The sequence below is a fragment of the Pseudofrancisella aestuarii genome (genome assembly GCF_003574475.2).
GTDB classification, from domain to species: domain Bacteria; phylum Pseudomonadota; class Gammaproteobacteria; order Francisellales; family Francisellaceae; genus Francisella; species Francisella aestuarii.
The window spans coordinates 646,813-673,250 of the sequence record NZ_QLIS02000001.1; the positions used below are offsets into that span (position 1 = coordinate 646,813).

Here is a 26,438-nt window from a genome sequence, read left to right on the forward strand (position 1 = left end):
ATAAAAATTATTTTTTAACTTCTTCGTTATAAAGTCTTTTTATTTCTGTAATATAGGATTTGATACCATCTTCTAAAGAATAGTTTGGCTGATAGCCTAAATTCTTTTGAGTTTCTGAAATATCTGCTTGAGTATAAAACTGATAGCTACCTACAAATGGATTAGGTATATATTCTTTACCTTTATCAATTTCTAATTCTTTCTGTAATATATTAACTATATCTTCAAAACTCCTAGCTTTACCAGTACCAACATTATAAACCCCACTTTGCTTCGGTTCTGTAGCTCGGATATTTGCTTGAACAATATCTTCAATATAAATAAAGTCTCTAAGAATCTTATCACTTCCCTCAAATAGTTTTGGCTTATCTCCTTTTAATATTTGATGTCCAAACTGAACAACTGTGGAGGCTGTTTTATTCTTATAATACTCACGTGGCCCATATACATTAAAATATCTCAAACCAACTATAGATATATCCAATTCTTTCTTTATATAGTTATATGAAATATTGTCCATCATCACTTTTGAAAACCCATAAGCATTATTTGGTAATTCATACCCTATTTCAAACTTATCACTTCCACCATAAGTTGCCGCACTTGAAGCATAAATCATATTAGCTCCATGCTTAATAGCCATTTGCAATAATCTTTCATATGCATTTACATTCGTTTGAACCATCAAATCTTGCTCATTAACTGTAGTATCAGAGATTGCAGCCTGATGAAATATATAATCAAATTTATAATTATCTTCTAATTGTTTAATGATTTTTTCATCATTAATATCACCGCTTATTACAACTCCTTTAAAACCAATAAGATTTTTAAAATGTCCAAAGCTTTTTAGGTTACCATTTGAAAAAGTTTCACCATTTCTAAACTTATCTAAAACAATAACTTCTGCTTCTGGGTAATTTTTTTGAAAATAAAAAGCTAAGTTACTACCTATAAAACCTGCTCCACCAGTTATTAAAATACTAGAATCATTAAAATTAATATTTGTATACTTCATATTTTTCCTTTCTTTTAATCATCTCAATAATTTTAAAACATGTTATTAAATTTCTTTCTTTCCCAAGAGTAATATAAATACTGAACTTTTGAATACAAAGGCTTATCATTTATTAAAGTACTCTCTTTATTATCCTTATATATGTTTAAATATTTTGCTAAATCCATTGGAGATGACATTTTATAACTATCGATATCTTTAGTGCTAACTTTTAAAGTTGCTTTTAATACATCTTGTTTCTTGAAATCATAAGTATCTTTATCTGATGATGAGTATTCTTGCGCAGTTACTCCATCTGGTAAAGTATAAACCTTAACATTAAGATCAATGTACTTAAAATTATAACTATTTACATATTTACCAAACTGATAAATATATATTAATAAATTAACAACATTTTGTGGTGTTATTTTCATATTAATACTAATTTCAGCACCAAATGATAAAGCATTCTTTTTATTACTTGATAAGGCATTCTCATAATCTTTTAAAGTATCATAATTTATAGGGTCTGGATCTCCTCCTGATATGTCTCCATACCCAAACCAATCATTAGATATTTTATCTATATATGGCTCTACCATCCATTTTGTAACTTTATCATTACTAATACTTTCATTATATGTATCAAAAGTTACATTATTTGTATTTCTATCTACTTTCGTATAAAAGCTTATATCAGGGTTATCAGTTTCATAAAACTCAATCTTATATGCATTATCAAGTGGCATATACTTAACATCTTTTACTGTAAATTTTTGATGATATACATCTTCAAGTTGTTGCTTAACTCGTTGAGCAACTTCATCCATCTTGCTCTTAGAAACTGTAGAGCATGAGACTAACATACTTAAGATAAAAACTAATGAAAAAAATTTAGTTCCAAAGAGCCTCATTCAAACTCCTCTTTGTTTTCTTATTCTAAATACTATTATAAGTGAATTTAAAAATAAGTTCTTTTATTTATGCCTTTTGTTTTCTCTTAATTATATATTTGTAAGTAGTTCTAATGCTTCCATCAAACCATGCAACTAAAGATGTAAAAGGAATTAAACAAGCAAATAAAAAAAACAAGAATCCACTCAAGTTACCTTGAATCATCGTAAAGTAGAGCATTTTTGCTGTATTATCTCCTAGAATAGGCGAAGTTATTAGAAAAAATCCTGAAAAAATTGAAAGAAGTATAAATACCCCTTTAACCTTATTTATAACTAGAATAAGAAAAACTACCAACCCTATTTGATAAATTGGTGAATACATTATAAAAGCTTCTAATAATCCAAAAGAACTAGAAAGAGAAACTATTATCATCCAGTTTATTAATATAAACGTACACAACATAAATACTAATAAATAATAATAAAATTTTTTATTCATATTCACCTTTAACTAGGCTCTAAATTATAGAAACTCTTATTTACCTCTAACATTTATTATAACACTGAGTTTTTTACATAAATAACTAATATAAACAAAAAACCAATTCTTTAAATGAGTTTTTTATATTACCCTTACTTGTAGCACTAATGAATTAATCTAGAATTATGTCTAGCAAAATACTTAAAAAAACTCTCAAAATTTCCATACTATTACTTAGCTTATCGCTCGCAAGCTGTGGTAAAAAAGTTGAGAAAGCAAAAGTTGAAGATGTTTCTCTTAAAATTGTTTATGATAAAAATATACATATACCAACAGATTCAAATATTAAACATACAACTGATAAATATATATTCATCTCAGGTAATAATAACTCATATATTATTGATAAAAAATCTCTCAGTATCTCTAAAATTGCTGAAAATGGGAGTGTACAGTATGTTGAAGAAAATAAAGAAAGCGGTGATATCCTAGTTATTTTCTATAATAACTCAAACTACTCTACTAAAAGTGGAATTTTAATTAAAAAAGATGGTTCGATAAATAAACTACAATTTAGTGGTGATGTTCTCTTAGACAGAGATAAAAAATACTCTGTTATTAAATCCAAAAATATCGATTTCATAGTTCCTCATAACAATGATTCTAAGATAGATATTATATATACAGATGGGAAAATTTCCTCGTTAAACCCAGACAATTCAAAGGCCAAACTAAATCAAGTTTGCTCTCTATCTGAAAAAGTAGTCTTATCTTTTTACAACTCTAGCTCTATTTTAATATTATCCTCAGATGGCAGCTCTGCAGTAAAACCGATGAAAAATAGCTCTGCGATCAACCTTATTTGTAATGACGAAAGAGTTCTTGCTTATGATAAATATAATCAAGGCAACATTCTAATAGATAACAAAGGTAATATAACTAGTTTCCCGATGGGGATAAAAAAATTATCTTCTACAACATATTTTAATCCTTCTTCAGGAAATGTAATTATTCAATATGATGATAACAAAAAACTTAGTGCAATAAATAAAGATGGAAGATATAGAAATATACCGGAGAAAGAAATAGCAACTAATAGTCAATATATTAAAGCTTATAATAATTCTTCTTCTGGAAATATAATACTTGAAGATGAAAACCAAAATATTATTTTATTTGACCAAAACTTAAACTATTCACTTATACCATCTCTAGCTACTAGCAGAAATAGAAATGTGACAATCTATGATAATTTATTATCAGGAAATATTCTTATATACTATAGAAATTCCTCTCGCCTTCAACTCATAAAACCAGCTGGAGAGATACAAGAAATAAGATCACCAGAAGGACAAAAAATTGATCATATTTACTATAATGATAATGCAAATCTCGTTATCGTAAAATATGAAAATACTGATAAAGCCACACTTATATATAAAGATGGTAAAACTTATACAGCTTCAATTAATGATTATATTTATGCAGATAGTGATTATCATCCATATAATGGCATCTATGAAAATAAAGAATCAAAAATAACTTTTGTTAAAACCTCTTCAAAAACATATTTTTTTGATAATGATGGTAAAGAGCAGACTATTCCAGATAGCTTTGACTCAATATCTTTTGCAGCAGGAAGAACAATCCTAAAATCCAATAATGTCATATACATTATCAACCCAAAAGGTGAAATAAAAAAAATAGAGAATCCTCAGCCAAAAAAATTATTATTTGACAAGATTTATTATAATTCTGGATCTAATATAATAATAACTTTCCAAAGTTACTATATTACTAATAAAGATAAAATCAGTATAATTTTAGTAGTTGATGAAAAAGAAAATATTAAAACAATAAATAATGAGGATTTCGCACATATAGATAAAGTCTTCCAATCAAAGAAAAGCAAAAATACATTGCTTATAGCAGGAAAAGAAGATTTTGACGCTTATACAGATTTAATTAGAAAAGTTTATAGCATAAATGAAAATGCAGAATTAGTTAACCTACCGCTAGCATCAGGCAAGGTTATTGATGACTCTTTTTATAGTACTGGGCTAGACAAACTCTTCCTTTCATTTAAATTCGCACCTAATCTAGAAATCATTGACCTTCCAAATCTAACAGCTGAAGCTATTAGTGAAGTTCTTGATAACAATAGCTCTACAAACCTAACTAATGAAGGTCTTGCTAGCAATCATTATGCTGTTAAATATGGAGATAACTCTTTATATGTTTTTGATTCACAACATATATATAAACCAGCACTAAAAAAAGACACCGGGCCTTCAGATATTCAATATTTACCAAATAATGATATATCAGTATCGATCGATAATCATGATCTACTATTAGTAACTAAAAACAATGATTTTATTTATATTCCAACAGAGTAAATAACATTTAGTTAAGAGGTAACGCTTATAATGAAATATATCACATTAATAATAACTACTTTTCTTCTTACAATAGGATACTCTCAAGCAGAATATCTCTATGGAAATTGTAAAGGAAACATTTCAGCAGGTAATTTCTCAAAGATCTTAAAGTACTGTAAAGAGGAGGCTGACAATGATATGACATCTAGATTAGCTTATGGCACAGCACTTGCTACCGAAGGAAGATATTCAGAAGCTATGCCATACTTACTAACATCTAAAGCTAAAGCTGACCAAATAAGTATCATAGATTATTATATAGGAATAATCTATTACTTTGGCTTAGCTACTCCCTCGTATCCAAAGAGCGAAAGTTTAGGGCTAAAATATTTACAAGCCTCTAAATTTCTAAATGACTCAAGTTCAGAGGACTCATATTCAAATTCTGATTCTGAACCTACTCCTAACTTAGCTAAGGAAATGCTGAAATTTATACCAGAGCTCCAAAATGGTACGTTAGCAATGTTACCTTATGACTATATGATTATGCAATATACAGACCCTGCTCATAAGTGTATAGAAGCAGGTAGTAACAAAGAATTTAAACAGGCTATTGAATTATGTAAACCAGTGGCAGATAAAAATTTATATGCTAAACGTATTTATGCGCTTTCTTTATTATTAAACCATAACTATTCGGATGCAGTGATATATTTACAAGAAATGATAGAACTATATAAAAATCCAAAGTATGAAGATAAAAAAGCTTTAGCTATTTTTTCTTATGGACTAGGAACAATATATTATTTTGGATCAGCTGCACCTAAATATCCTCAGAATAAATCTAAAGGGCTACTATATATTAACCAAGCTGTAAAAGATGGTGCTGGTATAGGGCAAGATTTTGCTAAGAGATTTATTGAAGCTAATAAAAAAATTGAGAATGGGAAAATAAATAGCATCCCAGAAGAACTAAAAATTTAAAGCTATAGAGATACGGATAGGAGAAGTTAATAATGAAAAAATATGTTATCGCAATAGTTTTTATTAGTGTCATACTAGGAAGCTTACTACTGATTACTCTAAACTTACAAAAAAACAATCAAAAACTTGAAATAGAAACTATTACTTGCGATCAATACAAGCCAGGAGACAAGTTTACTAAATATGGTAAAGAATTCCTTGTGGTTGAAGATGGCTATGGGAAATTTGGTATAAAAAATATAGATATATTAAATGAAATACAAAAAAGCACCAGCCCTTTATTAGTATGCACATCACATGTAACTGATATGTCTAGTTTATTTAAAAAAGCTAATCTATTTAATCGCTCATATTTAAATACTTGGGATGTTTCTAATGTAACTGATATGTCTCATATGTTTGATAATACTGCTTTTAATCAAGATATATCTAAATGGGATGTTTCTAAGGTTAAAAACATGGAAGCTATGTTTTCTGAGGATTCTCGCTTTAATCAAAACATTAATGAATGGAATGTAAGCAATGTTATAAATATGTCTCATATGTTTTATAATGCTAGAAGTTTTAATAGTCCATTAAATAACTGGAACACTTCTAAAGTAACAAATATGTCTCATATGTTTTATAATGCAAGATCATTTAATCAAGATATCAGTAAATGGGATGTTTCTAAAGTAGAGAATATGAAAGCTATGTTCTCATCAGCTTCCGAATTTAATCAAGATATCAGTAAATGGGATGTTTCTAAGGTTAAAAATATGAAAGCTATGTTCTCAGCAGCTTCCGAATTTAATCAAAATATAAATTCTTGGGATGTTTCTAAAGTAGAGAATATGTCAATAATGTTTGCTTATACAGCTAGCTTCAATCAATCTTTAGATAATTGGAATACTAGTAATGTCACAGATATTTCTAGCATTTTTAATAAAGCAAAAAAGTTCAATTCAGATATTAATTCATGGGACACATCACATGTAACTAATATGAAAGAAGCCTTTTCTGAGGCAGAGGCGTTTAACAAACCTCTAGATAATTGGAATGTTAGCAATGTTACTAACATGGAGGAAATGTTTTCAAATGCAACTAACTTTAATCAAAATATAAATTCTTGGAATGTTTCTAGAGTAGGAAATATGGAAGGTATGTTTGCCTCTGCAACTAATTTTAATCAACCTCTAAATAGCTGGGATGTTAGTAATGTTAAAGATATGAGCGTTATGTTTTCAGGAGCAGAATCATTTAACCAACCATTAAATCATTGGCAAATTAAGACTAGAGAGGTTTATTATATGTTTTCAGGGGCAAGATCATTTAATCAAGACTTATCTAGCTGGGATTTCAGTGATGGTTACAATCCTCTTACAAATTCATCTGATGTTAATACTATAGATTTTATGGCTATAAGTTGGGACATCAAAAATAAACCTAAAGGAGTAGGAAATGTCATACGTTAATCCAACTGTCTAATATATTTATCTCCTGTAATACATATTATCAACGAAATTATTCCATAAATGCCAAATGCTATGCCTGAAAATGCTACTACATTAGCAAAAAGCAAAATAAAAACACTGATAACAAATGCTAATGATATACCTAAATAAAAAGCAAAGCTTATCCTAAAAATAGATACAATAATCAATATATTTAATAACAAATCAGCAAAAATAGATATGTAATAAATTTCTATAGAAATTTCATAGTAAAAATTCAAATACATTTGAATGTAAGTTTTTATTACACCTAATAACATACATAATAAAAAAGCTTTTTTAATTCTGTAAAAAGAAAAAAACGAAATAAAAAATAGTGGCAAAACTAATATAATAATTGCTTTAGTATAGAAAGTAGAAGATAAAAGGTATTCCAGACCATATGTATCAGTATTAAAAGCAAAGTAATTACTGATTATATTCCCAATAACAAATGCTATAAAAAATACAAAAGAAAAGATCCTAGATATTTTTTTATAATCTTTATTTTCAATCTCTTTGGTTGTAAAACTTTTAGTTGATATAAAAATTAACATTGTTATTAATAGTATAGCCAATACTATAACTACCACTAAAAATAAAAATAAAAGTGATAATGTTATAATGCTCATACTACCTATATTATATAAATTAGGTTGTATTAAATAACAAAAATACCCTATTAATGTAGCATAGCATACAGCTACCACATAATATGCTTTTACTAATTTACTATCTGTATATTTCACCCAAAGTTTAGGTAATGAAAAAGATATAAAAAATAATATAGGTAACGTATATAAAGATGTATATATTATAGAAGTAGAGAGAAATCTATAAGCCTCATACAAAAGCTGTTGGTCATGACTACTATAAGAACAGCCATAAGAACTGCTACAAGATGAATATCCAAAACTATTTATATATACATAACAAATAGCAGATACTATAAAAATTATTGTTATAGGAAGTAAACTAAATAACAAATAGACATTATTCTTTTTAGCAATCTCTCTAGGTAGAAGTTTCGTATTAATATTAAAAATAAAAAAATAAAAAACCACTCCCAAAATAGCTGATACTAATAAATACATTCATTCTCCATTAAATTAAGGATTTATCGAGTTATTTTAATAATTCTACACAGATATAATTGAAATACATAATTTACCTTATAAAAGAAAATCTGAATATAATTGGTGCTAAAGCAAAAGCCCAACTAACCTCCCCTAGCTTTTATACATCAATACTTCTATTTTTTAGAAATTAGTTTGTAGTACAAAAAATCGCACAAATAAAACTTCTTTTTATGATTTTATTCTACCTCTTAGTTTATATACTCCTTTAAAACCTAACATTTTTACAATTTATTCAAAATCTAAATAATTATCAAATAATTTATTTGAAATGATAATCATTATCATCTACAATGTCACAAATCAAAATAATGATAATGATTATCATTTACAAAAATATGAAATAAATTCTATAAATAAAAAAGGAGAAGAGAAAATGTCTCGCACAAACACCCCTACCATCCATATTCTTAGCCGTTCAGATTTATCTGATATTGATCTTAAGCCAGCAGAGGTAATTCGCCTTGTAGAAGAAGCTTATTTAACCTATGCCAACAAAGAGTCTCTATGCCCAACAAAGCTAATGATGGATCTTCCTAACAAGCAAAGAGATGCCGTTTCTTATTCAATGCTTGGTTATGATGGCTCTCTAGAGAAGATTGGATTTAAGACATCTTATCGTCAAGGCAGTCAGAGTGCTGATAAATACTATACAACAATCAGCCTTTATGATGATACAACAGGACTCCCATTTGCATTTATGGACTGTCATCGTATTGGTGGCTACCGTACACCTGCAACAACAGCGATTATTGCTAAGCATTGTGCCAAAGAGAATGCTGAATCAGCATTAATGGTTGGTACTGGAGCCCAAGGTATTAATACACTCTCATATCTTTTAACAGCAGTCCCTACGCTTAAAACTCTTAGATTATTCGGCACGCATCCTGATGGGATTGCAGTTAGTCTTGCAACATTTGCTAAGCACTTCCCAGATCGTGAAATAGAACTTATTGAGGATGTTCCAGCAGCTGTTGCTGAATCTGATATTGTTGTAGCTGCTTCAGGACGAGCTGCTCATCCTAAGATTCAGACAAGCTGGTTAAAGCCTGGGGGCTTGCTAGTTTCAGTTGCTAGCAAAGGAGTAGCTAGTGGTGTCTTGCAAGACGTTGATTATGTTGTAGCAACAAATAAAATGCAAATGGGTGTTACAGGGAAGCGTCTGGCTGGCTCAGATAATGAAGCATCTATCGACTCTGAATTACCTGATATTGTGGCTGGTCGTAAATCAGGTAGAAATTCGCAACAAGATAAAGTATTTGCATTTTCAAGTGGAATGATAATCACAGACATTCCTGTTGCCAATGCCCTTGCAACTAGAGCAATTTCAGCAGGACGTGGTACACGAGTTAAACTATGGAGCTAACAATGAATTCAATGAATGCTCTACAACAGGACTGGGCTATTAATATTCAAAAGGATATTGGATTGCTAAATAATATCGCTAATGTCATAAATGGACCTTTTCATATTGTTAATCCTAAGAGTTTTGCGGATAACTTGTCAAGTTTTCAGAAGGTTCTTAAGAGTCATAATATTGCTGGGCAAGTTTATTTTGGTAAAAAAGCAAATAAAGCGGGAGCATGGTTAACAGAAGTAGCAAAGCTAAATGGTGCTGTAGATGTTGCTAGTATTCCAGAATTTGTTCATGCTTTAAGTAAAGGAATTCAAGGTAAAAATATAGGTGTTACTGGTGCAGCCAAGAGCGATGAGCTTTTATGGTTATCTGCTCGTCATGGAGCACTAGTTGCAATTGATGCTTTAGATGAGCTTGAGCGAGCAATTAAGATTGTTACTAATACAAATGATAAATTAAGAATCCTACTACGAGTACTTCCATCAAATAGTCCTAATAGTCGCTTTGGGCTTAATTCAAAGGATATTGTTACAGCATTAGAACGTTGTAAGGATGCAAAAAATCATATTATCATGGAAGGCTTTTCTTTTCATTTAGATGGTTATTTAGTAAAACCTCGCGTAGAAATGGCATTTGCTCTAATTGATTGGTGCATGAAAGCTAGAGAATATGGTTTTCCTAGTTCATCAATATCTATCGGAGGCGGTTTTGCTTGTAGTTATGTTGAAGAAGAAGACTGGCATAGCTTTAAGGCAACTCTAAATCCAGATCAATTTCATGCAGGAAAGACTTTTAGTCATTTTTACCCTTACTATCAGTCTCCTACAGGCGCAGATATGCTAAATGCAATTCTAGAATCATCTGTTGAAAATATTAGCTTAGCAAGCAAGCTAATTGATACACAAATTCAATTATATCTTGAACCAGGTAGAGCTCTTCTAAACGGTGCTGGAATGACTGTCTTTCCAGTACAAGGCTTCAAGAAAAATGACGAACATGGCATTGTGACTGTTGCAGGACTTAGCATGAGTTTGTCTGAGCAATGGAAAAATAGTGAATTTTTACCCTCTCCTATTTTGATACAACGTGGCCCTCCTCGCCCACAGAACCCTATTAGTGTAATGATTGGTGGATCTAGTTGTATGGAATATGATGTATTGACTTGGCGTAAAATCAATTTTCCTGCCGTTCCACGATACGGTGACTTAATCATCTACCCAAACACTGCTGGCTACCAAATGGATAAAAATGAGAGTGAGTTCCATCAACTTCCTCTACCACCTAAGATTGTTGTTACTCAACAAGACGGAAAAAATTTTTGGAGAATAGACAAATGATTTCTGAATATAAAACTGTTAAAAAAAGAATTATAACTGAATTTTCTGAACTTATAGGAGAAACTCCTCTATATGAACTAGCTCGCACTGGTTCAGGTAGCCGACTACTACTAAAACTAGAGCAATTTAACCCTACCGGTTCTTGTAAAGTCCGAATGGCTCGAGAGATGATTCTAGCAGCAGAACGTGATGGTAGACTTAAACCAGGAGGTCATATTGTTGAACCCACATCTGGAAACACAGGTACAGGGCTTGCATTTATTGCTATTGAACGTGGATACAAATATACAGCCATTGTTGATAATCATGCTTCACGCGACAAGCTTTTTGCAATGAAAGCTTTAGGTGCTAATTTAATTTTTGTTGAGGGTGGAACTAATAAACCAAGTACCGTTAAACGACGTCAAATGGCTGGAGAGATTGCCAAATCTACAGGTGCATTTTGGCCAGATCAACACTATAACCCCAATAATAATAAAGGTTATGCTGGTATTGCTAATGAGTTATTAAATGACTTAGATACAGATGTTGATTATTTAATAGGCGCGGTTGGTACAGGTGGTACTATGTGTGGAACTGTTAAAGAACTACGTAATCTAGGTTCTAAAGTTACTAGTATTGGAGTTGAGCCAGTTGGATCTATTATATTTGGAGGTAAGCCAGGCAAATATTGGCAAACTGGAGCTGGTGCACCAGAAGGGTTTACTGTCGGCACAAACGTTGATCACTCATTAATTGATGAGGGGTTAACTGTCAGTGACGTAAATGCTTTTAACACGGCTCGTGTTGTTGCACATCGTACAGGAATTCTAGTTGGTGGTACATCTGGTGCCGCAATTAATGTAGCACTTAAGCGGCTGATGCTTGTCGAACCAAATAGCACTATCGTGGTTTTAGTATGTGATGCTGGAGAAAAATATCTAGACACTATCTACAATGATGATTGGTTACGCGAAAGGTCTTTATTAAGTGAGTCAGTTCAGTCATCCCTTCATCAGCTTTTTGATGCTTATAAGGACTCTATACTCCTAGCATCTAGAAGGATAGCAGCCTAGCCATGAAACTTCGACAATATCAAGAAATAATCGCACTTGCGACACCTATTATAGCACTTCAACTAGCTCAGGTAGCACTTACTAGCACAGACCTTTTAATGCTAGGTCTAATTAGTGTACAAGCTATTGCAGCTGGTGGTCTTGCTTTAGTACTTTACAACCAGGTCAGAACCATGTGCGTAGGCATGGTGACAGGACTGGGAAATCTTGTTGCAGCCGCTGTTGGAAAAGGTGAGACCAGAACTGGTAACACTAATTTTGATGAAGCTGCTATAGATGAGGTACAAGGGCTAATACGAGCAGGCCTACTCTTAGCAACAATTACAGGCATTATTGCTATTGTATTTATCACTATACTAACCAATTTCCTTTCTTTCTTCGGACAGAGTGAAATCATCACCACTTTAGCTAAACCTATTATGATTGCATTAGCCCCAGGCCTTTTACCTATGCTATGGCTTAATGTCTTAAGACAATTTGCTGTTGGTATGCGTCGTGCTGGATCTTTGCTAATAGTCACCCTAGTTTCTGTTGCACTCAATGCTCTCTTGGATTTGGCTTTTATTTATGGTTGGCTTGGATTACCTCGTCTTGGACTTGTTGGTATAGGGCTAGCAACTACAATAGTTAATTTTTTTATATTTTTCGTTTATCTTCGAACTATAATGCTTGATCAAATTCTCAATAAACTCATTTCCTTGAATTTGTTTAAAGCGAAACGAGAAACAGTTTTACACCTTACTAAAATGGGAACACCAATCTCATTAACCTATGGTTCAGAAGCTGCAATTACTTCTATCGCTACTATTTTTATGGGTACATTTGGACCAATAGCATTAGCTGCATCAAACATTGTTAATCAGCTAGCTTATATTGTCTATCAGCTAAATATTGGACTCTCACATGGCTCCTCTATTTTAGTAAGTCGTGCTATAGGAAAAGGTGAAGAAAATAAAATTAGCGGTATTGCTTTACGTAGTTTTACTATCAGTTTTACTATCATGGCTATTATTGCTGCTTTTTACATCATCGTTCCAGATCTTATACTTTTACCATTTCTTGGTGGAGATAAAGCCGATACAGCTGTGCTTGCAGTAGCAACAAGTCTTCTATGGTTTGCTATAGCACATCAATATTTCAAAGGCTCACAAAATATACTTATTGGCTTATTACGTGGTCTTGGTAATACTAAAGCTGGCTTTACTACTACGATTATTGGTTATTGGATAGTTGGTATCCCAGCAATGGGTGTTTTCGGCTACTGGCTAACTTGGGAAAGCTATGGTATTTGGTTTGGTCTATGCATTGGTTTTGCTGTTACAAGCATGCTACTTGCTTGGTGTTTTACGGGATTACTGAAATCCAGATATCAGTAAATATCTGAGGTATTGTAAGTAATGAAATATGATTTTTGGGTTAGACAAGCTCACAAAACTTTAGGTTTTTTTATAATTATGCAGTTTTCTTTTGGAATGACTGCTTATTATATACCCTTACCAGGCTGGCTAGTAGATTTGCATAGATCTTTTGGGTACGTAGCATTGATCCTTGTCATATTTCTTATAGTAGTAAGATTTATTAAACCAAATGTTCCTTATAACCCACCATTATCTATTTTAAACTACGTTCTCGCAAAGATAGTTCATTTTGGATTGTATACAAGTGTACTTGGAATGTCTTTAACTGGTATTGTTGCCTCCATATTTTCTGCTCATGAAAGAAAGATTTTTTATTTAATACCACTCCCTCAGATTCCTAACCATGTTGAGCTATCAAAATACATTTTTAGTTTTCATAGCTTTTTTGCATATATGTTGGCTATATGTTTTACCTTGCATCTATTAGCTGTTGTATATCATAAGGTGATTTTGAGAAATAGCATTTTATCTAGAATCTGGTAGCGATAATACTTAAAAATAATATAGTTTTTACAAAGACCATTAATTTAGGAGATATGAAATATGTTAACTTTTAGTCTTAAAAAAATATCAGATCTTATTCCATCAGAAAAAATATCTGAAGAGGCTGCTAATAATTTATATCAAGAGATTTTAGATGATCCAATATGGAAGGTTCCTATACTAGTTGATATCAATACAAATATAATACTAGATGGCCACCATAGATTTTCAGTTGCTAAAAGACTAGGACTTAAATATATACCATGTATATTAGTTGATTTTAACTCTTCCCTAGTATCTGTAACCTCATGGAAAACAAGAGAAAAACTTTGTAAAAGTATGATCTTAGATAGAGCTTTCACAGGTGACTTATTTGACTATAAAACTACAAAAAATATTTTACATACCGATGTAGAACTTAGGAGTAATATTCCTCTCGATAAACTTTAAAGTAAATTTCAGCTTTATGCATCTTGATAATCTCAAAATGAAATAAAAGTTTGAAAATTCGTTATCAACTATATGAAAACCAATATGGTGCCCGGGGCCAACTACTAACCAATCTCTCCTAGCCTTTATATATCAACACTTCTATTTTTTATAAATTAGTCAGTCGTACAAAAAGTCGTACAAATCAAAACTATATTTTATCAAAATAGTCGATATTGTATTTATAATAACATAGTTAATTAACTATAAGATTTTTATTAAGCACTCTCTTTAGGCAACCATAGATCAGCTAATTCAGATGAACTTAGTTTGGTAGTAGTTTGAACTGTGCCATCTACACTTCCTCCATCCATATCTATATCATCTGCTCCTGAGGCTGCTAATAGCTCTGCTATCTTATTTGAGTTAGCTGATAAATCTAATGCAAATCCATCATTAGCATCTATCTCTAATCCTTGATTAGTATATTGACTAGAAAAATAATCATCTACTATTACTGAGCCTAATGGATCGCTATCAAAACTAATAAGTAAATCTTCTCCATCTCTACTTAAATTAACAGAATCATGATTTATATCTGTTAACTCTAATGTATCCATAGTTCCGTCATTAGATGATACATCTAAGGTATCGTTACCATCTCCTTGAGAATATCTATAGGTATCTGAGCCATCTCCTCCAGAGATTACATCATCTCCCTGACCACCAGTTATAACATCATCACCTTCATTCCCTGATATAACATTATCATTACTGTTACCTAATAATGTATCATCTGACGCTGAGCCTGCTAGAATATCTGACCTATTTATTACACTTCCATCGGCAAATTCAAAGCTATTAATTTTTGATTTATAACTTGAGTTAGCATGAAAAAAATTCTCTATCAACATACCTTGGGAAGCATCTCCATTAACATTAATAACTAAACTATTGCCAGATTTTATTAGTTTACCTTTACAACATGCATCGATTATAACCCTTATTTATCTCTACTAATTTTTCATTCAACATATGATCCTGGACTCCTTGGATCATATTAACTTGATCTCTTAACTCTAAAAAAATAAACCTTCAAGCTATAAAGCATAAGAGAAAATAATTGTGAGTGAAATAATAAATCACATTTCCTCAATGTATTAAGAGTCTTCACACGACTTAAAGCCTTATTAATTTTTTTACTATGATGCAAGGTACTCAAATTCAACAAATATCCTAACTTTATGATTATATAAGGATCTTTTATTCCTTCTTTTTTTAAAAAAACTCCTTTTCTAATATGTGCTGATAATCTACATTCAAAATTTTCTTCACTAAATATTTTAGTTAAACTATCAGATCTAGAAGTTATCATATATATACTATTTCCACTAACATAATATTTTTTCATTTTATTGCCAACCAAGGTTGAAAACATTACATCATTTGCTGCATTAATTTCCTCAAAAACTATATCATTTTTAACCAAAAATTCTCTAGAAATTAACTTATTCCATATAGAATTTATACCATACCTCAACTCGAGCTCACTTTTAATACTTGGGTTATTTTTGTAATTTAAGATAATTTTATTAACATATTTACCACGAAAAGTTTTCCTCTCTACATTATATGTATCACAACTATCAACCATAAAAAAAACTACCTCATAAGTTGAGTAAAAATATGGCTCTATAGATAAATAAAAATTAGGAAGAAAAAAATCATCTGAATCTACAAAAAACAACCATTTTCCTGATGCCAAAGATAATCCAACATTTCTACAATGTCCCGCATTACTATGATAGTCATTCAAGATAAGATTAAACTTTACATTTTCAAAAAAGCCTTCCAAGCTCTTTAGTCTAGAATCATTACTCAAATCATCAACAATAATCACTTCAATACTAGGCTTATCAGGTATTGTTTTTAAAAGCTTTATTAAAAGCTCATAAGTTTTATAATGTGGAATAATTATGGAAAGTAAAATTTCAGGCCTTATTTCTTTATTTAACAAGTTCAAAGCTCCCCTATATTTATTTTATCTACTTTAAATCAGCTCATTTGATTTAAAAAAATTAGTTAAATCATGTATGAAAATTGATTTCTCTTTATAAGAAGTATAAGCAATTTTACCATCGAATACATCTAAACCATGTGGAAAACCATGGCAAAAGACTTTATGTATAACCTTTATTTTTTTATCTATAAGATTGATAACATAAATTTGGCCTTTTTTATAATCTCCATTATGTAACGAAAGAAAAATATTACCTTCATATAAACAGGCCCCATCTATTTGAGCATTTCTAATTACTACACAATCAAGTAGAAGCATATCATCATGATTTTGCATATATAAAGCTATAAAGCTGTTTTTATTTGAATTTGAACTATCTAACCCTAGTATAAAAAAACCATCATACTCTATAATAGTTTTCATACGAATTTTCTCTTCATTAAATATTGCTAGATCAATTTTTAAGCTCTTTATTTCATATGACTTTTTATCTATATGTTGAATAATCCCACCTAAAACTGATCCAAGATAAATGCCACTTTCATTAGCATAACAAGCATGATATTTATAATCACCAACTTCTACTAGCTTATATAGTTTTAATCTATTATTTTGGTACTTATATATAGCTAGTCTATTAGTAAATTCAGATAAGTAAATATAATTATTACTAAAAATCATTAAATCTGGATGATAATATTTATCATACCCTGGAAGCAATTTAACATTCATTATAATTTCATCTATTATTTTATAAGTATTATTTATTATCTTAATTAAATAAAGTTTAGCAGCCTCTCTATGAGCCGCAACAATTAAACTAGGGCTTATAAATTGCACACCTGTAATAGTTGCAACACGACTTTCTCTACCAAAACAAAACTCTCCTTGTAACCAATAAACATTTAGTCGAGATCTTTTATTTCTAACTTTTTCATCAAAGTATATTTGTATTATACTTTTATCTAATACAATATCATTTTTCATTTTTATTAATCTTTTTATCCTATAAATTATTATAAAATAATACTTATATTATTTTTCATAAACTTTAATTATTTCTAAAGAAGTTTTCGTGATTCTTTGAAATATTTGACGCACAAGTATTAAACATACAATCAATGTTAAAAAACTACTGTAACTATCAGTTAATAACAGATAGAATATTTCGCATAAAAAACATATAATAGTACCTATATTTTTAACATTAGCTAATATGCTTCTAATCTGATCATTATCATTCATATATATATAATAAATTTTACAGTATACGAATAAAGTAATCAAAATATATAAAATTACTACAGATGCAAGAAGTTTAGATAATAATGCTAAACAAACAAAGCATATACAACTGAAGGCAAATTCAGAAACTGACATCATAATACTAATAATTAGTTTTTTTTTATTTTTTAAGCTCTTTTTTGACTGTTCTTTTATATTTAGGCGAAGAATAATTTTTTGAAGAAAAGCAGATATTATTTTTTGAAGAAAAAAATGTAAAATATAAAGTACAAGCATAAAAAGTATTAAATAAGCAACAAATACTTTGTAATTATATATTTTAAAATATATAGTAACTATCTCTGGTACGCTGTGTTTATCTATTAACAGTAAAATTTTAAACGGCAAAAATATTGAAATAAGTAAGAAAAAATCTGATAAAATCATAAACATAATAATTAGAATTGAGGTCAGAAAAGCTTTTGTGAAAAGCTCTCTTAATAAACTCACATATAAAGTATTTTTAACTTTCATAATCATTTTGAAAGAGCCTCATTTTTTTACCTCATATTTCGCGTCATTCTTAAATGCTATGATTTTTTTTACTAAATATTTTACATCACAATATTCTATAAAAGTCATTTTTCTAAAAACTGGAATATTGTTTTTCCTAAAAATGATATATACCTTAATACCAAAACATATAGAACATCTCAATGACTTCATAAAAATATGCAATCCACTTATATTAATTTGCTTCATTTTATGAATAGTCACCTTATTTTTTAAGAAATTATATTGATTAATCAGGGCATACATCCTAATTAATAATGATTCTCTACTTAAGGTAACTGTAAGTGAGCCATATCTCCTCGTAACACAATAAATTTTTTCCGGAGCAAATGCAAACTTTTTCATATGTAACCCAACCCTAGTTGAAAACATTACATCATTAGCAAAAGCAATTTCATCAAATTTAATCTCATTATCTAAAATAAGTTGTCTTTTTATTAATTTAGCCCATACTGCATGCGTTTTAAATCTTAAGCTTAATAAATTAATTTCATTCGGATTTTTCACATAAGAATTGAATATTTTTTCATATATTAAATGTCTAGCGCCTTGTTCTCCATGCTCATTTTTACTTGCTGGGTAATAATATACTACATCATTATCACTGTTAAAGTAACATGATATATTATCATATAAATTATCTAAGAAAAAATCATCTGAATCTGCAAAAAACAACCATTTTCCTGATGCCAAAGATAATCCAACATTTCTACAATGTCCCGCATTACTATGATAGTCATTCAAGATAAGATTAAACTTTACATTTTCAAAAAAGCCTTCCAAGCTCTTTAGTCTAGAATCATTACTCAAATCATCAACAATAATCACTTCAATACTAGGCTTATCAGGTATTGTTTTTAAAAGCTTTATTAAAAGCTCATAAGTTTTATAATGTGGAATAATTATGGAAAGTAAAATTTCAGGCCTTATTTCTTTATTTAACAAGCTCAAAACTCCCTTATATTTATTTGGAAACGTAATAGTACAGCTGAATATTTATTTAGCTATGATATTATATCATTATTTAGTTTTATTATAATCCATTCGTACAGCAACTTAACGAAAACATTGATATATAAAGGTTTGAAGAAACAGTATGAGACTGTATGAAACGCCAATATGGTGCCCGGGGCCGGACTCGAACCGGCACGGAGGTTAAGCTCCGAGGGATTTTAAGTCCCTTGTGTCTACCAATTTCACCACCCGGGCATTAAGTGGAGGCTGAGGCCGGAATCGAACCGGCGTCCAAGGCTTTGCAGGCCTCTGCATAACCATTTTGCTACTCAGCCACACATGCAAGAGTATGGAGCGGGAAACGAGGCTCGAACTCGCGACCCCAACCTTGGCAAGGTTGTGCTCTACCACTGAGCTATTCCCGCTTTATGAGAAGATATCTTACCTTATTTTTACTTATTGTCAATATAATTTAGTAGAAAAATCCCAATTAAACGTTAGTCTTTGAACCATTTACAAGAAAATTAATATCAAAAATTTTATCAACATTTCCAAAAAACTTTAAAGATGGCTGTTTCTCATTAACTTGCACACCTTTATCTGAAATATTATTTGCTTCTTGAAGCTTATTTGCATCTTCAAGCATCATTTTAATAGCCACATTTTGGTTAACTGGTTTTTTAGCAGTTGCTTCTACACTAATACTTTGAGGATTCTGCAAAAATATTGCTACGGAAGATAGCACCTTTCTTACAAACTGATCTTTCTGTTGAACTGCTAATAACTGGGCTAAAGCTCCATACGATGCTAAAGCTTGACTAGCTGGAGTATTAGGATCTGGATTTAAAAGCTTAGCAACTTCTTGTAAAAGGCCTTTATTCTCAAATTTAATTTTAAATGATTTAATACAAAGTCTGTTTTTACAGTTATATAAACTATTCTTCTCTGTCTCTGGTATTAATCCTAAATATGGAAGTAACTCTAGATTTCCATCAACAACACCCACAGAATTTCCACTCAAACTAGCTAAGCCTTGTCCACTAAAACTTGCATTTGAATTAAATTTAGAAGAGCTATATTCTTGATCACTATGAAGCTCAAATTGAATATTATCTTTTTTAACAAAATCAAATACTGATTGAACCTTAGAATCTTTTGGAAAATCTTTTCTAGAGAATTCAAAGTTAACATCCACTAATGAGCTAGATTTATCAATATATGCTACCTTTAAAACATCTACATAATCATCAGGTATCTCTTTTACACTAATATCAGGAAGATTTACGTCTTTTGCAAGAAAATCATATTTTAAGAAATCTTTTCCAGCTAATTTGCCATTTGCATAAATTTTAAGATCTCTTGAGTCTTTGTCAAAACTAGCATTAAAAACAAATGTTGGATAGTTTTTATATTTTCCTAACAATTGTTCTGTAGATCTTTTTATAACATCAGAAAAATCGGCTGTTATTTTAAAATTCCCAAGATTTGATTCGCTTATTGCTTTTGGTAATTCATTTCCAAGATCTTTAACCTTGGCACCATACAAATCAACATTATCAAAATCAATTTTTGCAGAAATAAATTTATGCTTATTATTAGTAGAATTAATATCTAATGATAAATGTTTCTTATCATAATCATACTTAATAGAGATATTATAAATTCCCTCTCCAAGTATATTTAAAAGAGTCCCATTTAAATCATCATTATTTGCAGCTCCAGCGATTGCTTCATCTTTATCATCTGCAGGCACTATCCCACTTTCTGCAACTGCTGTTGGTAAATTTGTAATACTCAACCCTTCTATATCGGCCTTAAAATCTCCATCTACTGTGCCATTTGCATCTAACCCTTGGATCTCAAGTTGATTTATGGACATATTTAACTTTTGCTTATCTTTAGAGATTATCAATAAATTTGAAGCACTAATATTTCCAGAATCATCTACTTTAACGTTCCCTACTGTAACTTGGTTTTGATATGACAAAAGTGAACTTATATCACCAGCAATCAAATCTTTAACATCACCTGCTGCAATATTCTTTTCTACTGCCTGCTTTTGGATGTCATTTTCTTTAATATCATCTGCATAAGCTGTAAATGTTAATACTGATGATGCCATTAAAAGAGCCAAAACTTTTCTTTTGAAATTCATTTTAAAATAATCCTTCACTACTCGTTCTAATTTAAGTTACTACAATTCCTTTTCTTCAAAAAAGTCATTCTTATACCATTTTTGCCAATATATCTTAATTATGAGACTGTTTTAGTATAACATTAATAAATTACTGTGTATCTTCATACAATTTAAATTATAACACTAAAATGAGAGATCTTTCAAAACTAGATATTCCTAAGAAAAAACAGGAAGAAGAAGTACAACAGAAACAAGAAGTTAAAAATACTAAGAAAAAAAAATTAGTAATAATTATTGTCGTTTTGTTATTAGCCGTAGCTGTTGGATCAAAAATAATAAACAAACATCTAAAAAACAAAAAGACTGAAGAGATTAAAGCAATAGCTGAATCTACAGATAGTAACCAAACTTCGAAAGAAGCATCTCAGAAAATAGACGAACAAAATACTGAAAATAGTGATGATAAAGCTAATTTCAACAAAGATCTTGATATTAAAAATGATGATAAAATGACATTTACTTTTTACAACAAACTAAAAAATGAGACTGTTGAAGTAGATGCTGTTCCTTCTAGTGAAAGAGCCCAATATAAGTATACATATATTTTCCAAGTAGCTTCTTTCAGAAATATGAATGAAACAAAATATTATACTCAAAAAATGGAAAGTGTTGGCTTAAAACCAAAATTTGAAGAAGTTGGCAATTGGATAAGAATGTATATAGGACCATATGATAGTCAAAGAGCTATGGCTCCAGATATTATAAAATTACAAAAAATTGGCATTAACATGGGCTTCACTAGAGAAATAAACAAGGTCAAAATAGAGCCTGAAGATCAGAAAAAAAATGATGACTCAAAAGAGAATGCCAATAATAAAAAAGACAACAAAGATAAAGCTAACTAAAAATTATTCTTCAAATCTCTCAACTTAATAAACATTTCTTGACCCAACTTATAATTAGGTAAAGCATCACTTAGCTTATTATCACTTAAAGATCTAATAAATATATTAAATTTACTTTCCTCAGAAAGAGTTACTATGGGTTTCCGATCTGCCACAAGAGGAACTACTGTTTCTTTGTAATGCAAAAAAGCTTCATCATCAGGCAAAATACTTAATGCAAAAGCTAAGTTTCCTTCCCAATAATCATGTGCTGGATATAACCTTATATCTCCATCAAGCTTACTTAATTTGGATATAGAGTGATAAAGATCTTTAACATTTGCTGTCGTCGCTTGAACTCCGCCAACTCCAGCATTGAATAATGTGTCTCCACAAAATAAAGCTTTCTCATCCTCGAACAAATAACAAACATGATCTGCTATATGTCCAGGTGTATAGAAAACTTTAATTTTACAAAATACTAAATCAAGATTATCACCTTCTTTCACATAAACATCTGGCTTAAACCTATCATTATCCTCAAAAGCATAAACTTTAGCTGAAGAAAATTCTTCTAGAAGTTTATTTACTCCAGCTATATGGTCACCATGTTTATGAGTTACTAAAATAGCTTTTAATTGTAATTTTTTGCTATTTAAAAAATCACTATATATATCAGCTCTTAATGGGTCTACAACAATAGCATTTACATCATCATAAATAACATACTGATAATTTCTTAAGCTATTATCTAAGAACCACCTTTTAATTTGCATCATTCTCTTCCTGATCGCTATAAACTAGTTTTGAAACAGATAAATCTATACCCGATGCTCCACCATTCTTTATAAAAAACTTACATAAGATATGATTATATTTTTCTCTTTGCTGAACGCTCATTTTTTCAACAACGTTTTTTTCTATATACTCGTTTGTATCTTTAAAAATATCTTTCTCAGACTTAATCATTGCCAACTCTAACAATACTAACATACTATCTATATTAGTATTTTCATCATTACAAACCTTACTAAATACTCTAGATAAGTTAGTACTAAACGCTGTTACATAAATATACAAAGCTGATGGATTCACATTTTCAGATCGTATAAGTTTTTTCAAAACCTTTTCTGCGCTTTTAAGTTCATCAAACTTTAATAGCTTACTAGCATATGCTATTTCAACATCATCACTTAACTGATCAAAATCATTATATGTTTTTTTAAGATCACTTAAATTTGTAGCCCCAGTTAATGTAAGAATAGCTAAGTCTTTTCTCACTTCATCTTCGATGATATCTGAATATCTATCTAATAGTTTAAAAGCAAATTCCGAATCTTGTTTAGCTATAGCAATTTTCACAGCAAGTGAAACAATCTCTTTTTTAAACTCTTTTCTTTTCTCATTTAAAAGAAGACCATTTATACCCAGCGTTGCTTCGTGATACTGATGTCTTAAAGCTTGCGTATAAATTAAAAAATACCTATATATAAAACTTTTAGGATCTAATTTAATTACCTCTTTTTCTAAGTCCTCTGCCTTCTCAGCTTCTGCTATTAACTTTAATTTAGCAAAAGTTATATACTCTTGTAGATCTTTAGGAACAGTCTTCTTTAATTTTGAAAGATTTATATTTAAGATCTTATCTTTGTTACCTAAAGATACTCCAGAAATTATATCGGCAAACTTTTGCTCCTTATTTGCTGAAAAAAGACCTAAAAACCACTTCCCTAAAGCTATAGGAATATTTACTAAAACACATACAAGCCTATATGCAAAGAAAAGTAAAAATATTAATACTAGTATTGATAAGCTAAAAAACACAAGATTCAATTTAATTACTTTTCCAGCAACCACTATCATCACATAGCCGTCGTATTTTGAAACTAATAAGCCCAAAACAGTCGCTAAAGCTATTATTACTATAAATTTAAAAATCTTTAGCATCTTATTTTCCCTTAACACTATTAGAGTTTTGCCTAGCTTCTGATATTAACTGATTTTGTTCTTTTGTTAATTTATCAATCAACTTATCAATTTCATCACTTAAACTTCCAGACTGTTGAGTATGTAATTTCTCAATCTCGGATATTACCTGCTTTGCTTTATCATCTTGAACAAAATAAATTTTTAGAATATTTAATAAATTATCTTTTGCCTGTTTAATAAATGTTTCATCATTTATGTATAATGCATTCTGTAAATTTATAAGAGTCATGTATAAAGTATCTGATATATATTGCTGAGATTCTTTCGTTGCTATTAATTTCTGATCCTTTGATATATCTTGAATTTCAACCATTGAGCCTAAATAGCCAAGCAATTTACTCTTATCATCACTACTATTCTGAGTTTTAGGTTCAGTTGCATTTTCAGGAGTAACTAAGGTTAAACCCGCAATTTGTCCTTCAATAGCTATAAAACTTCTAATCACATCTGTCGATGTAGTATGATTTTTTAAAGCATTTCTCACACTTATTTGCTCTGATGCACTTATTTCTACTGTTGGTACAGATTGAAGCTTTTGAAAAGCTACATTAATTAAACTATTAGCCCTAACTGTATCATTTGAAAATAAAGCGACATCTTTTGCTAAAGTTAAATAATCTATAGCAGATTGTATATTTATTATAGATAAATCTGTATAAACACCCCTAGTCGGTGAAGTAACTTGAGCATTTATATATTCTATTTGCTTTTGTAATGCTGCAATGCTTTGCGATTGAGCTTGATTTTGATCATTTAAACTAGCTATAACCTGACTTCTAGAGGACTCCATCACTTCCAATCCCTTCTGAAGTCCTTCAATTTTAGAATTATTATTAATTTGTTGTTCTAATTCTTGATTTTGAGTAAGTTTAGTATTTTTAAAATTTAAGTATGTAAATCCACTACCAGCTAAAGCCGCTAATGAAATAATTAATGATAAGCTAGTAATAGCCTTACTTTTTTTCTGTTTTATATCTTTATTTGGATTATTAATTTCATTACCCGACATATATTAATTCCTTTCAAAAAACTTCTTAATAACATCACATATGCTTTGATTATCGACTTTTTCTAAAAATAAAGTCTTTTTAAAGCCCTCTGCTGTTACACATTCTAGCATTTTTGTGCTTGTTATTGTAACTATAGAATTTATAGGTTTTGAATTTATAGGAAAAATTGTATTTAAAGCATTAAACACATCTAGACTTGTCGTAACTATTATTTTAGGAGGTCTATCATGAAAATAATGATTATATTTTTCTAATAATTGCTCTGGATTCTCAAAGTCTCGCTTATATGTTTTAATTTTTTTGCACTCGACATCTTTTGAGAGAGCTTTCTCTAAAAAGTCATTTCCACCTTCTCCACTAACTAAAGCTATCTTTTTGCCATCAAATCCATTTATTGATAAAAGATCATATAGCGCTTCAGAATTATATTTTTCTGGATAGTTAACTAAGAGATTCTTTCCTAAAAGAATCTTTGCTGTACTCTCTCCTATCGCCCATATTTTAATATTATTAAGAACATCTTCATCATATATTTTAAAAAATCCTTGTACCGCATACTTACTAGTAAAAATAATATCTGTAAAGTCTCCTTTATCAAAAGAAAAATCTAAATAATCAATTGAAACTGTGGGTAATATTACAGAGCTAATATTATGCTCAATTAAAATATTTCTTAAAACTTTTGCATCTTTTTCTGGACGACAAATCAGTATATCTGCCACTTTGACCATTTTAATTATATTTATTAGCTGTCACATATATAAAGTCTAACATTGATTTAAGCCCATTGGCTCTTGTAGCACTTAAATTATTACTAAAACCTATTTCTGATATAAAGCTGATATTAGACTCTACTATATCTTTAGGCCTAGCATCATTATAGACCCTTAATAAAAGTCCAATAAGCCCCGATACAATCAAAGCATCACTTGTTGCTATAAAATGAAGCCTTCCTTCATTATATTCATAGTCAAACCAAACTTGTGATTGGCAGCCTTTTACTATATTTTCAGGAATTTTTTTATCTTCTGGAAAAATAGGCAGCTGTTTACCTAAAGAAATAACATAATCATACTTATCTTCCCAGTCTTCAAAAAAAGACAATTCCTCAACAACTTCTTGCTGTCTTATCTCAACGTCATTAGCCATTTTGAAGCACCTAACTTTAGAATTTAATTAATTTAAAATGATAACATAATTAGTTAGAAGTGGAAAATG

The 26,438-nt window shown here is 29.9% G+C and carries 25 protein-coding genes and 3 tRNA genes; 10 read left to right on the plus strand and 18 right to left on the minus strand.

Annotated elements, in window-relative coordinates:
• Positions 1–7 precede the first annotated feature (7 nt).
• From rfaD to DNK87_RS03275, 3 genes are all read right to left on the minus strand, one after another.
• The gene (rfaD, locus tag DNK87_RS03265) at positions 8–1,018 is read right to left on the minus strand and encodes an ADP-glyceromanno-heptose 6-epimerase (RefSeq protein WP_119330223.1); all 1,011 of its coding nucleotides are present in this window, start codon (positions 1,016–1,018) and stop codon (positions 8–10) included.
• 32 nt (positions 1,019–1,050) lie between these two features.
• Complete coding sequence (locus DNK87_RS03270) at positions 1,051–1,914, minus strand: hypothetical protein (RefSeq protein ID WP_119330222.1); 864 nt, start codon at positions 1,912–1,914, stop codon at positions 1,051–1,053.
• A gap of 67 nt (positions 1,915–1,981) precedes the next feature.
• A complete protein-coding gene (locus DNK87_RS03275) occupies positions 1,982–2,395 on the minus strand; it encodes a hypothetical protein (protein WP_119330221.1) in 414 nt (137 codons plus the stop codon).
• A gap of 167 nt (positions 2,396–2,562) precedes the next feature.
• Here DNK87_RS03275 and DNK87_RS03280 point away from each other — a divergent pair, with 167 nt between their 5' ends.
• From DNK87_RS03280 to DNK87_RS03290, 3 genes are read left to right on the plus strand one after another with little or no spacing between them, the layout of a single operon-like run.
• Positions 2,563–4,776: a hypothetical protein gene (locus tag DNK87_RS03280; protein WP_119330220.1), complete on the plus strand. Its 2,214-nt coding sequence runs from the start codon at positions 2,563–2,565 to the stop codon at positions 4,774–4,776.
• 30 nt (positions 4,777–4,806) lie between these two features.
• Positions 4,807–5,742, plus strand: a complete 936-nt coding sequence (locus DNK87_RS03285; RefSeq protein WP_119330219.1) for a hypothetical protein — start codon at positions 4,807–4,809, stop codon at positions 5,740–5,742.
• A gap of 32 nt (positions 5,743–5,774) precedes the next feature.
• Complete coding sequence (locus tag DNK87_RS03290) at positions 5,775–7,196, plus strand: BspA family leucine-rich repeat surface protein (RefSeq protein WP_119330218.1); 1,422 nt, start codon at positions 5,775–5,777, stop codon at positions 7,194–7,196.
• Here the strand turns inward: DNK87_RS03290 and DNK87_RS03295 are convergent.
• Positions 7,193–8,308 (minus strand): hypothetical protein, encoded by a 1,116-nt coding sequence (locus tag DNK87_RS03295; protein WP_119330217.1) that lies wholly within the window; start codon positions 8,306–8,308, stop codon positions 7,193–7,195. The two genes, DNK87_RS03290 and DNK87_RS03295, sit on opposite strands and share 4 nt — an antisense overlap.
• Before the next feature lie 313 nt (positions 8,309–8,621).
• On the opposite strand from DNK87_RS03295, the gene DNK87_RS03300 reads away from it, so the two are divergent.
• From DNK87_RS03300 to DNK87_RS03325, 6 genes are read left to right on the plus strand one after another with little or no spacing between them, the layout of a single operon-like run.
• On the plus strand, positions 8,622–9,716 hold the full coding sequence (locus DNK87_RS03300; RefSeq protein ID WP_244614597.1) for an ornithine cyclodeaminase: 1,095 nt from the start codon (positions 8,622–8,624) through the stop codon (positions 9,714–9,716).
• Positions 9,717–9,718: 2 nt separating this feature from the next.
• Positions 9,719–11,044, plus strand: coding sequence for an alanine racemase (locus tag DNK87_RS03305; RefSeq protein WP_119330215.1), 1,326 nt, complete (start codon positions 9,719–9,721; stop codon positions 11,042–11,044).
• On the plus strand, positions 11,041–12,099 hold the full coding sequence (locus tag DNK87_RS03310; RefSeq protein WP_119330214.1) for a PLP-dependent cysteine synthase family protein: 1,059 nt from the start codon (positions 11,041–11,043) through the stop codon (positions 12,097–12,099). The genes DNK87_RS03305 and DNK87_RS03310 overlap by 4 nt, the downstream gene beginning before the upstream one ends.
• A gap of 2 nt (positions 12,100–12,101) precedes the next feature.
• Complete coding sequence (locus DNK87_RS03315; RefSeq protein WP_119330213.1) at positions 12,102–13,475, plus strand: MATE family efflux transporter; 1,374 nt, start codon at positions 12,102–12,104, stop codon at positions 13,473–13,475.
• A gap of 21 nt (positions 13,476–13,496) precedes the next feature.
• Positions 13,497–14,000: a cytochrome b/b6 domain-containing protein gene (locus DNK87_RS03320; protein WP_119330212.1), complete on the plus strand. Its 504-nt coding sequence runs from the start codon at positions 13,497–13,499 to the stop codon at positions 13,998–14,000.
• Positions 14,001–14,060: 60 nt separating this feature from the next.
• Positions 14,061–14,450, plus strand: coding sequence for a ParB N-terminal domain-containing protein (locus DNK87_RS03325; protein WP_119330211.1), 390 nt, complete (start codon positions 14,061–14,063; stop codon positions 14,448–14,450).
• Between the two features lie 257 nt (positions 14,451–14,707).
• Here DNK87_RS03325 and DNK87_RS03330 read toward each other — a convergent pair whose 3' ends face one another.
• The 9 genes from DNK87_RS03330 to DNK87_RS03370 all read right to left on the minus strand — a co-directional run bounded on the left by DNK87_RS03330 (position 14,708) and on the right by DNK87_RS03370 (position 21,355).
• The gene (locus DNK87_RS03330) at positions 14,708–15,436 is read right to left on the minus strand and encodes a calcium-binding protein (protein WP_342212429.1); all 729 of its coding nucleotides are present in this window, start codon (positions 15,434–15,436) and stop codon (positions 14,708–14,710) included.
• Between the two features lie 53 nt (positions 15,437–15,489).
• Complete coding sequence (locus DNK87_RS03335; RefSeq protein ID WP_159240196.1) at positions 15,490–16,446, minus strand: glycosyltransferase family 2 protein; 957 nt, start codon at positions 16,444–16,446, stop codon at positions 15,490–15,492.
• 33 nt (positions 16,447–16,479) lie between these two features.
• The gene (locus DNK87_RS03340; protein ID WP_119330208.1) at positions 16,480–17,436 is read right to left on the minus strand and encodes a hypothetical protein; all 957 of its coding nucleotides are present in this window, start codon (positions 17,434–17,436) and stop codon (positions 16,480–16,482) included.
• A 48-nt stretch (positions 17,437–17,484) separates the two neighbouring features.
• Positions 17,485–18,213 (minus strand): hypothetical protein, encoded by a 729-nt coding sequence (locus DNK87_RS03345; RefSeq protein WP_119330207.1) that lies wholly within the window; start codon positions 18,211–18,213, stop codon positions 17,485–17,487.
• 12 nt (positions 18,214–18,225) lie between these two features.
• Positions 18,226–19,191, minus strand: a complete 966-nt coding sequence (locus tag DNK87_RS03350; protein ID WP_159240198.1) for a glycosyltransferase family 2 protein — start codon at positions 19,189–19,191, stop codon at positions 18,226–18,228.
• 175 nt (positions 19,192–19,366) lie between these two features.
• Positions 19,367–19,455, minus strand: a tRNA-Leu gene (locus DNK87_RS03355).
• Positions 19,456–19,461: 6 nt separating this feature from the next.
• A tRNA-Cys gene (locus DNK87_RS03360) sits at positions 19,462–19,535 on the minus strand.
• A gap of 15 nt (positions 19,536–19,550) precedes the next feature.
• Positions 19,551–19,625: transfer RNA gene (locus DNK87_RS03365), tRNA-Gly, on the minus strand.
• Positions 19,626–19,690: 65 nt separating this feature from the next.
• Positions 19,691–21,355: a hypothetical protein gene (locus tag DNK87_RS03370; RefSeq protein WP_119330205.1), complete on the minus strand. Its 1,665-nt coding sequence runs from the start codon at positions 21,353–21,355 to the stop codon at positions 19,691–19,693.
• A gap of 170 nt (positions 21,356–21,525) precedes the next feature.
• On the opposite strand from DNK87_RS03370, the gene DNK87_RS03375 reads away from it, so the two are divergent.
• Positions 21,526–22,242: an SPOR domain-containing protein gene (locus DNK87_RS03375; RefSeq protein WP_119330204.1), complete on the plus strand. Its 717-nt coding sequence runs from the start codon at positions 21,526–21,528 to the stop codon at positions 22,240–22,242.
• Here the strand turns inward: DNK87_RS03375 and DNK87_RS03380 are convergent.
• From DNK87_RS03380 to DNK87_RS03400, 5 genes are read right to left on the minus strand one after another with little or no spacing between them, the layout of a single operon-like run.
• Positions 22,239–22,997, minus strand: coding sequence for an MBL fold metallo-hydrolase (locus DNK87_RS03380; protein ID WP_119330203.1), 759 nt, complete (start codon positions 22,995–22,997; stop codon positions 22,239–22,241). The two genes, DNK87_RS03375 and DNK87_RS03380, sit on opposite strands and share 4 nt — an antisense overlap.
• Positions 22,987–24,168, minus strand: coding sequence for a heme biosynthesis protein HemY (locus DNK87_RS03385; protein WP_119330202.1), 1,182 nt, complete (start codon positions 24,166–24,168; stop codon positions 22,987–22,989). Before DNK87_RS03385 ends, DNK87_RS03380 begins: the two co-directional genes overlap by 11 nt.
• Position 24,169: 1 nt before the next feature.
• Positions 24,170–25,219 (minus strand): hypothetical protein, encoded by a 1,050-nt coding sequence (locus tag DNK87_RS03390; protein WP_119330201.1) that lies wholly within the window; start codon positions 25,217–25,219, stop codon positions 24,170–24,172.
• A gap of 3 nt (positions 25,220–25,222) precedes the next feature.
• Positions 25,223–25,951 carry a uroporphyrinogen-III synthase gene (locus DNK87_RS03395; RefSeq protein WP_119330200.1) on the minus strand — a complete coding sequence of 243 codons (729 nt, stop codon included), beginning with the start codon at positions 25,949–25,951 and terminating at the stop codon, positions 25,223–25,225.
• Position 25,952: 1 nt separating this feature from the next.
• Positions 25,953–26,369 carry a SufE family protein gene (locus tag DNK87_RS03400; protein WP_119330199.1) on the minus strand — a complete coding sequence of 139 codons (417 nt, stop codon included), beginning with the start codon at positions 26,367–26,369 and terminating at the stop codon, positions 25,953–25,955.
• Positions 26,370–26,438 lie beyond the last annotated feature (69 nt).

Excerpts from the sequence above, each read along its gene's own strand:
- rfaD (WP_119330223.1), bottom strand. The coding sequence starts at position 1,018 with ATGAAGTATACAAATATTAATTTTAATGATTCTAGTATTTTAATAACT.
- DNK87_RS03270 (WP_119330222.1), bottom strand. The coding sequence starts at position 1,914 with ATGAGGCTCTTTGGAACTAAATTTTTTTCATTAGTTTTTATCTTAAGT.
- DNK87_RS03275 (WP_119330221.1), bottom strand. The coding sequence starts at position 2,395 with ATGAATAAAAAATTTTATTATTATTTATTAGTATTTATGTTGTGTACG.
- DNK87_RS03280 (WP_119330220.1), top strand. The coding sequence starts at position 2,563 with ATGTCTAGCAAAATACTTAAAAAAACTCTCAAAATTTCCATACTATTA.
- DNK87_RS03285 (WP_119330219.1), top strand. The coding sequence starts at position 4,807 with ATGAAATATATCACATTAATAATAACTACTTTTCTTCTTACAATAGGA.
- DNK87_RS03290 (WP_119330218.1), top strand. The coding sequence starts at position 5,775 with ATGAAAAAATATGTTATCGCAATAGTTTTTATTAGTGTCATACTAGGA.
- DNK87_RS03295 (WP_119330217.1), bottom strand. The coding sequence starts at position 8,308 with ATGTATTTATTAGTATCAGCTATTTTGGGAGTGGTTTTTTATTTTTTT.
- DNK87_RS03300 (WP_244614597.1), top strand. The coding sequence starts at position 8,622 with ATGATAATCATTATCATCTACAATGTCACAAATCAAAATAATGATAAT.
- DNK87_RS03305 (WP_119330215.1), top strand. The coding sequence starts at position 9,719 with ATGAATTCAATGAATGCTCTACAACAGGACTGGGCTATTAATATTCAA.
- DNK87_RS03310 (WP_119330214.1), top strand. The coding sequence starts at position 11,041 with ATGATTTCTGAATATAAAACTGTTAAAAAAAGAATTATAACTGAATTT.
- DNK87_RS03315 (WP_119330213.1), top strand. The coding sequence starts at position 12,102 with ATGAAACTTCGACAATATCAAGAAATAATCGCACTTGCGACACCTATT.
- DNK87_RS03320 (WP_119330212.1), top strand. The coding sequence starts at position 13,497 with ATGAAATATGATTTTTGGGTTAGACAAGCTCACAAAACTTTAGGTTTT.
- DNK87_RS03325 (WP_119330211.1), top strand. The coding sequence starts at position 14,061 with ATGTTAACTTTTAGTCTTAAAAAAATATCAGATCTTATTCCATCAGAA.
- DNK87_RS03340 (WP_119330208.1), bottom strand. The coding sequence starts at position 17,436 with ATGAAAAATGATATTGTATTAGATAAAAGTATAATACAAATATACTTT.
- DNK87_RS03345 (WP_119330207.1), bottom strand. The coding sequence starts at position 18,213 with ATGATTATGAAAGTTAAAAATACTTTATATGTGAGTTTATTAAGAGAG.
- DNK87_RS03370 (WP_119330205.1), bottom strand. The coding sequence starts at position 21,355 with ATGAATTTCAAAAGAAAAGTTTTGGCTCTTTTAATGGCATCATCAGTA.
- DNK87_RS03375 (WP_119330204.1), top strand. The coding sequence starts at position 21,526 with ATGAGAGATCTTTCAAAACTAGATATTCCTAAGAAAAAACAGGAAGAA.
- DNK87_RS03380 (WP_119330203.1), bottom strand. The coding sequence starts at position 22,997 with ATGCAAATTAAAAGGTGGTTCTTAGATAATAGCTTAAGAAATTATCAG.
- DNK87_RS03385 (WP_119330202.1), bottom strand. The coding sequence starts at position 24,168 with ATGCTAAAGATTTTTAAATTTATAGTAATAATAGCTTTAGCGACTGTT.
- DNK87_RS03390 (WP_119330201.1), bottom strand. The coding sequence starts at position 25,219 with ATGTCGGGTAATGAAATTAATAATCCAAATAAAGATATAAAACAGAAA.
- DNK87_RS03395 (WP_119330200.1), bottom strand. The coding sequence starts at position 25,951 with ATGGTCAAAGTGGCAGATATACTGATTTGTCGTCCAGAAAAAGATGCA.
- DNK87_RS03400 (WP_119330199.1), bottom strand. The coding sequence starts at position 26,369 with ATGGCTAATGACGTTGAGATAAGACAGCAAGAAGTTGTTGAGGAATTG.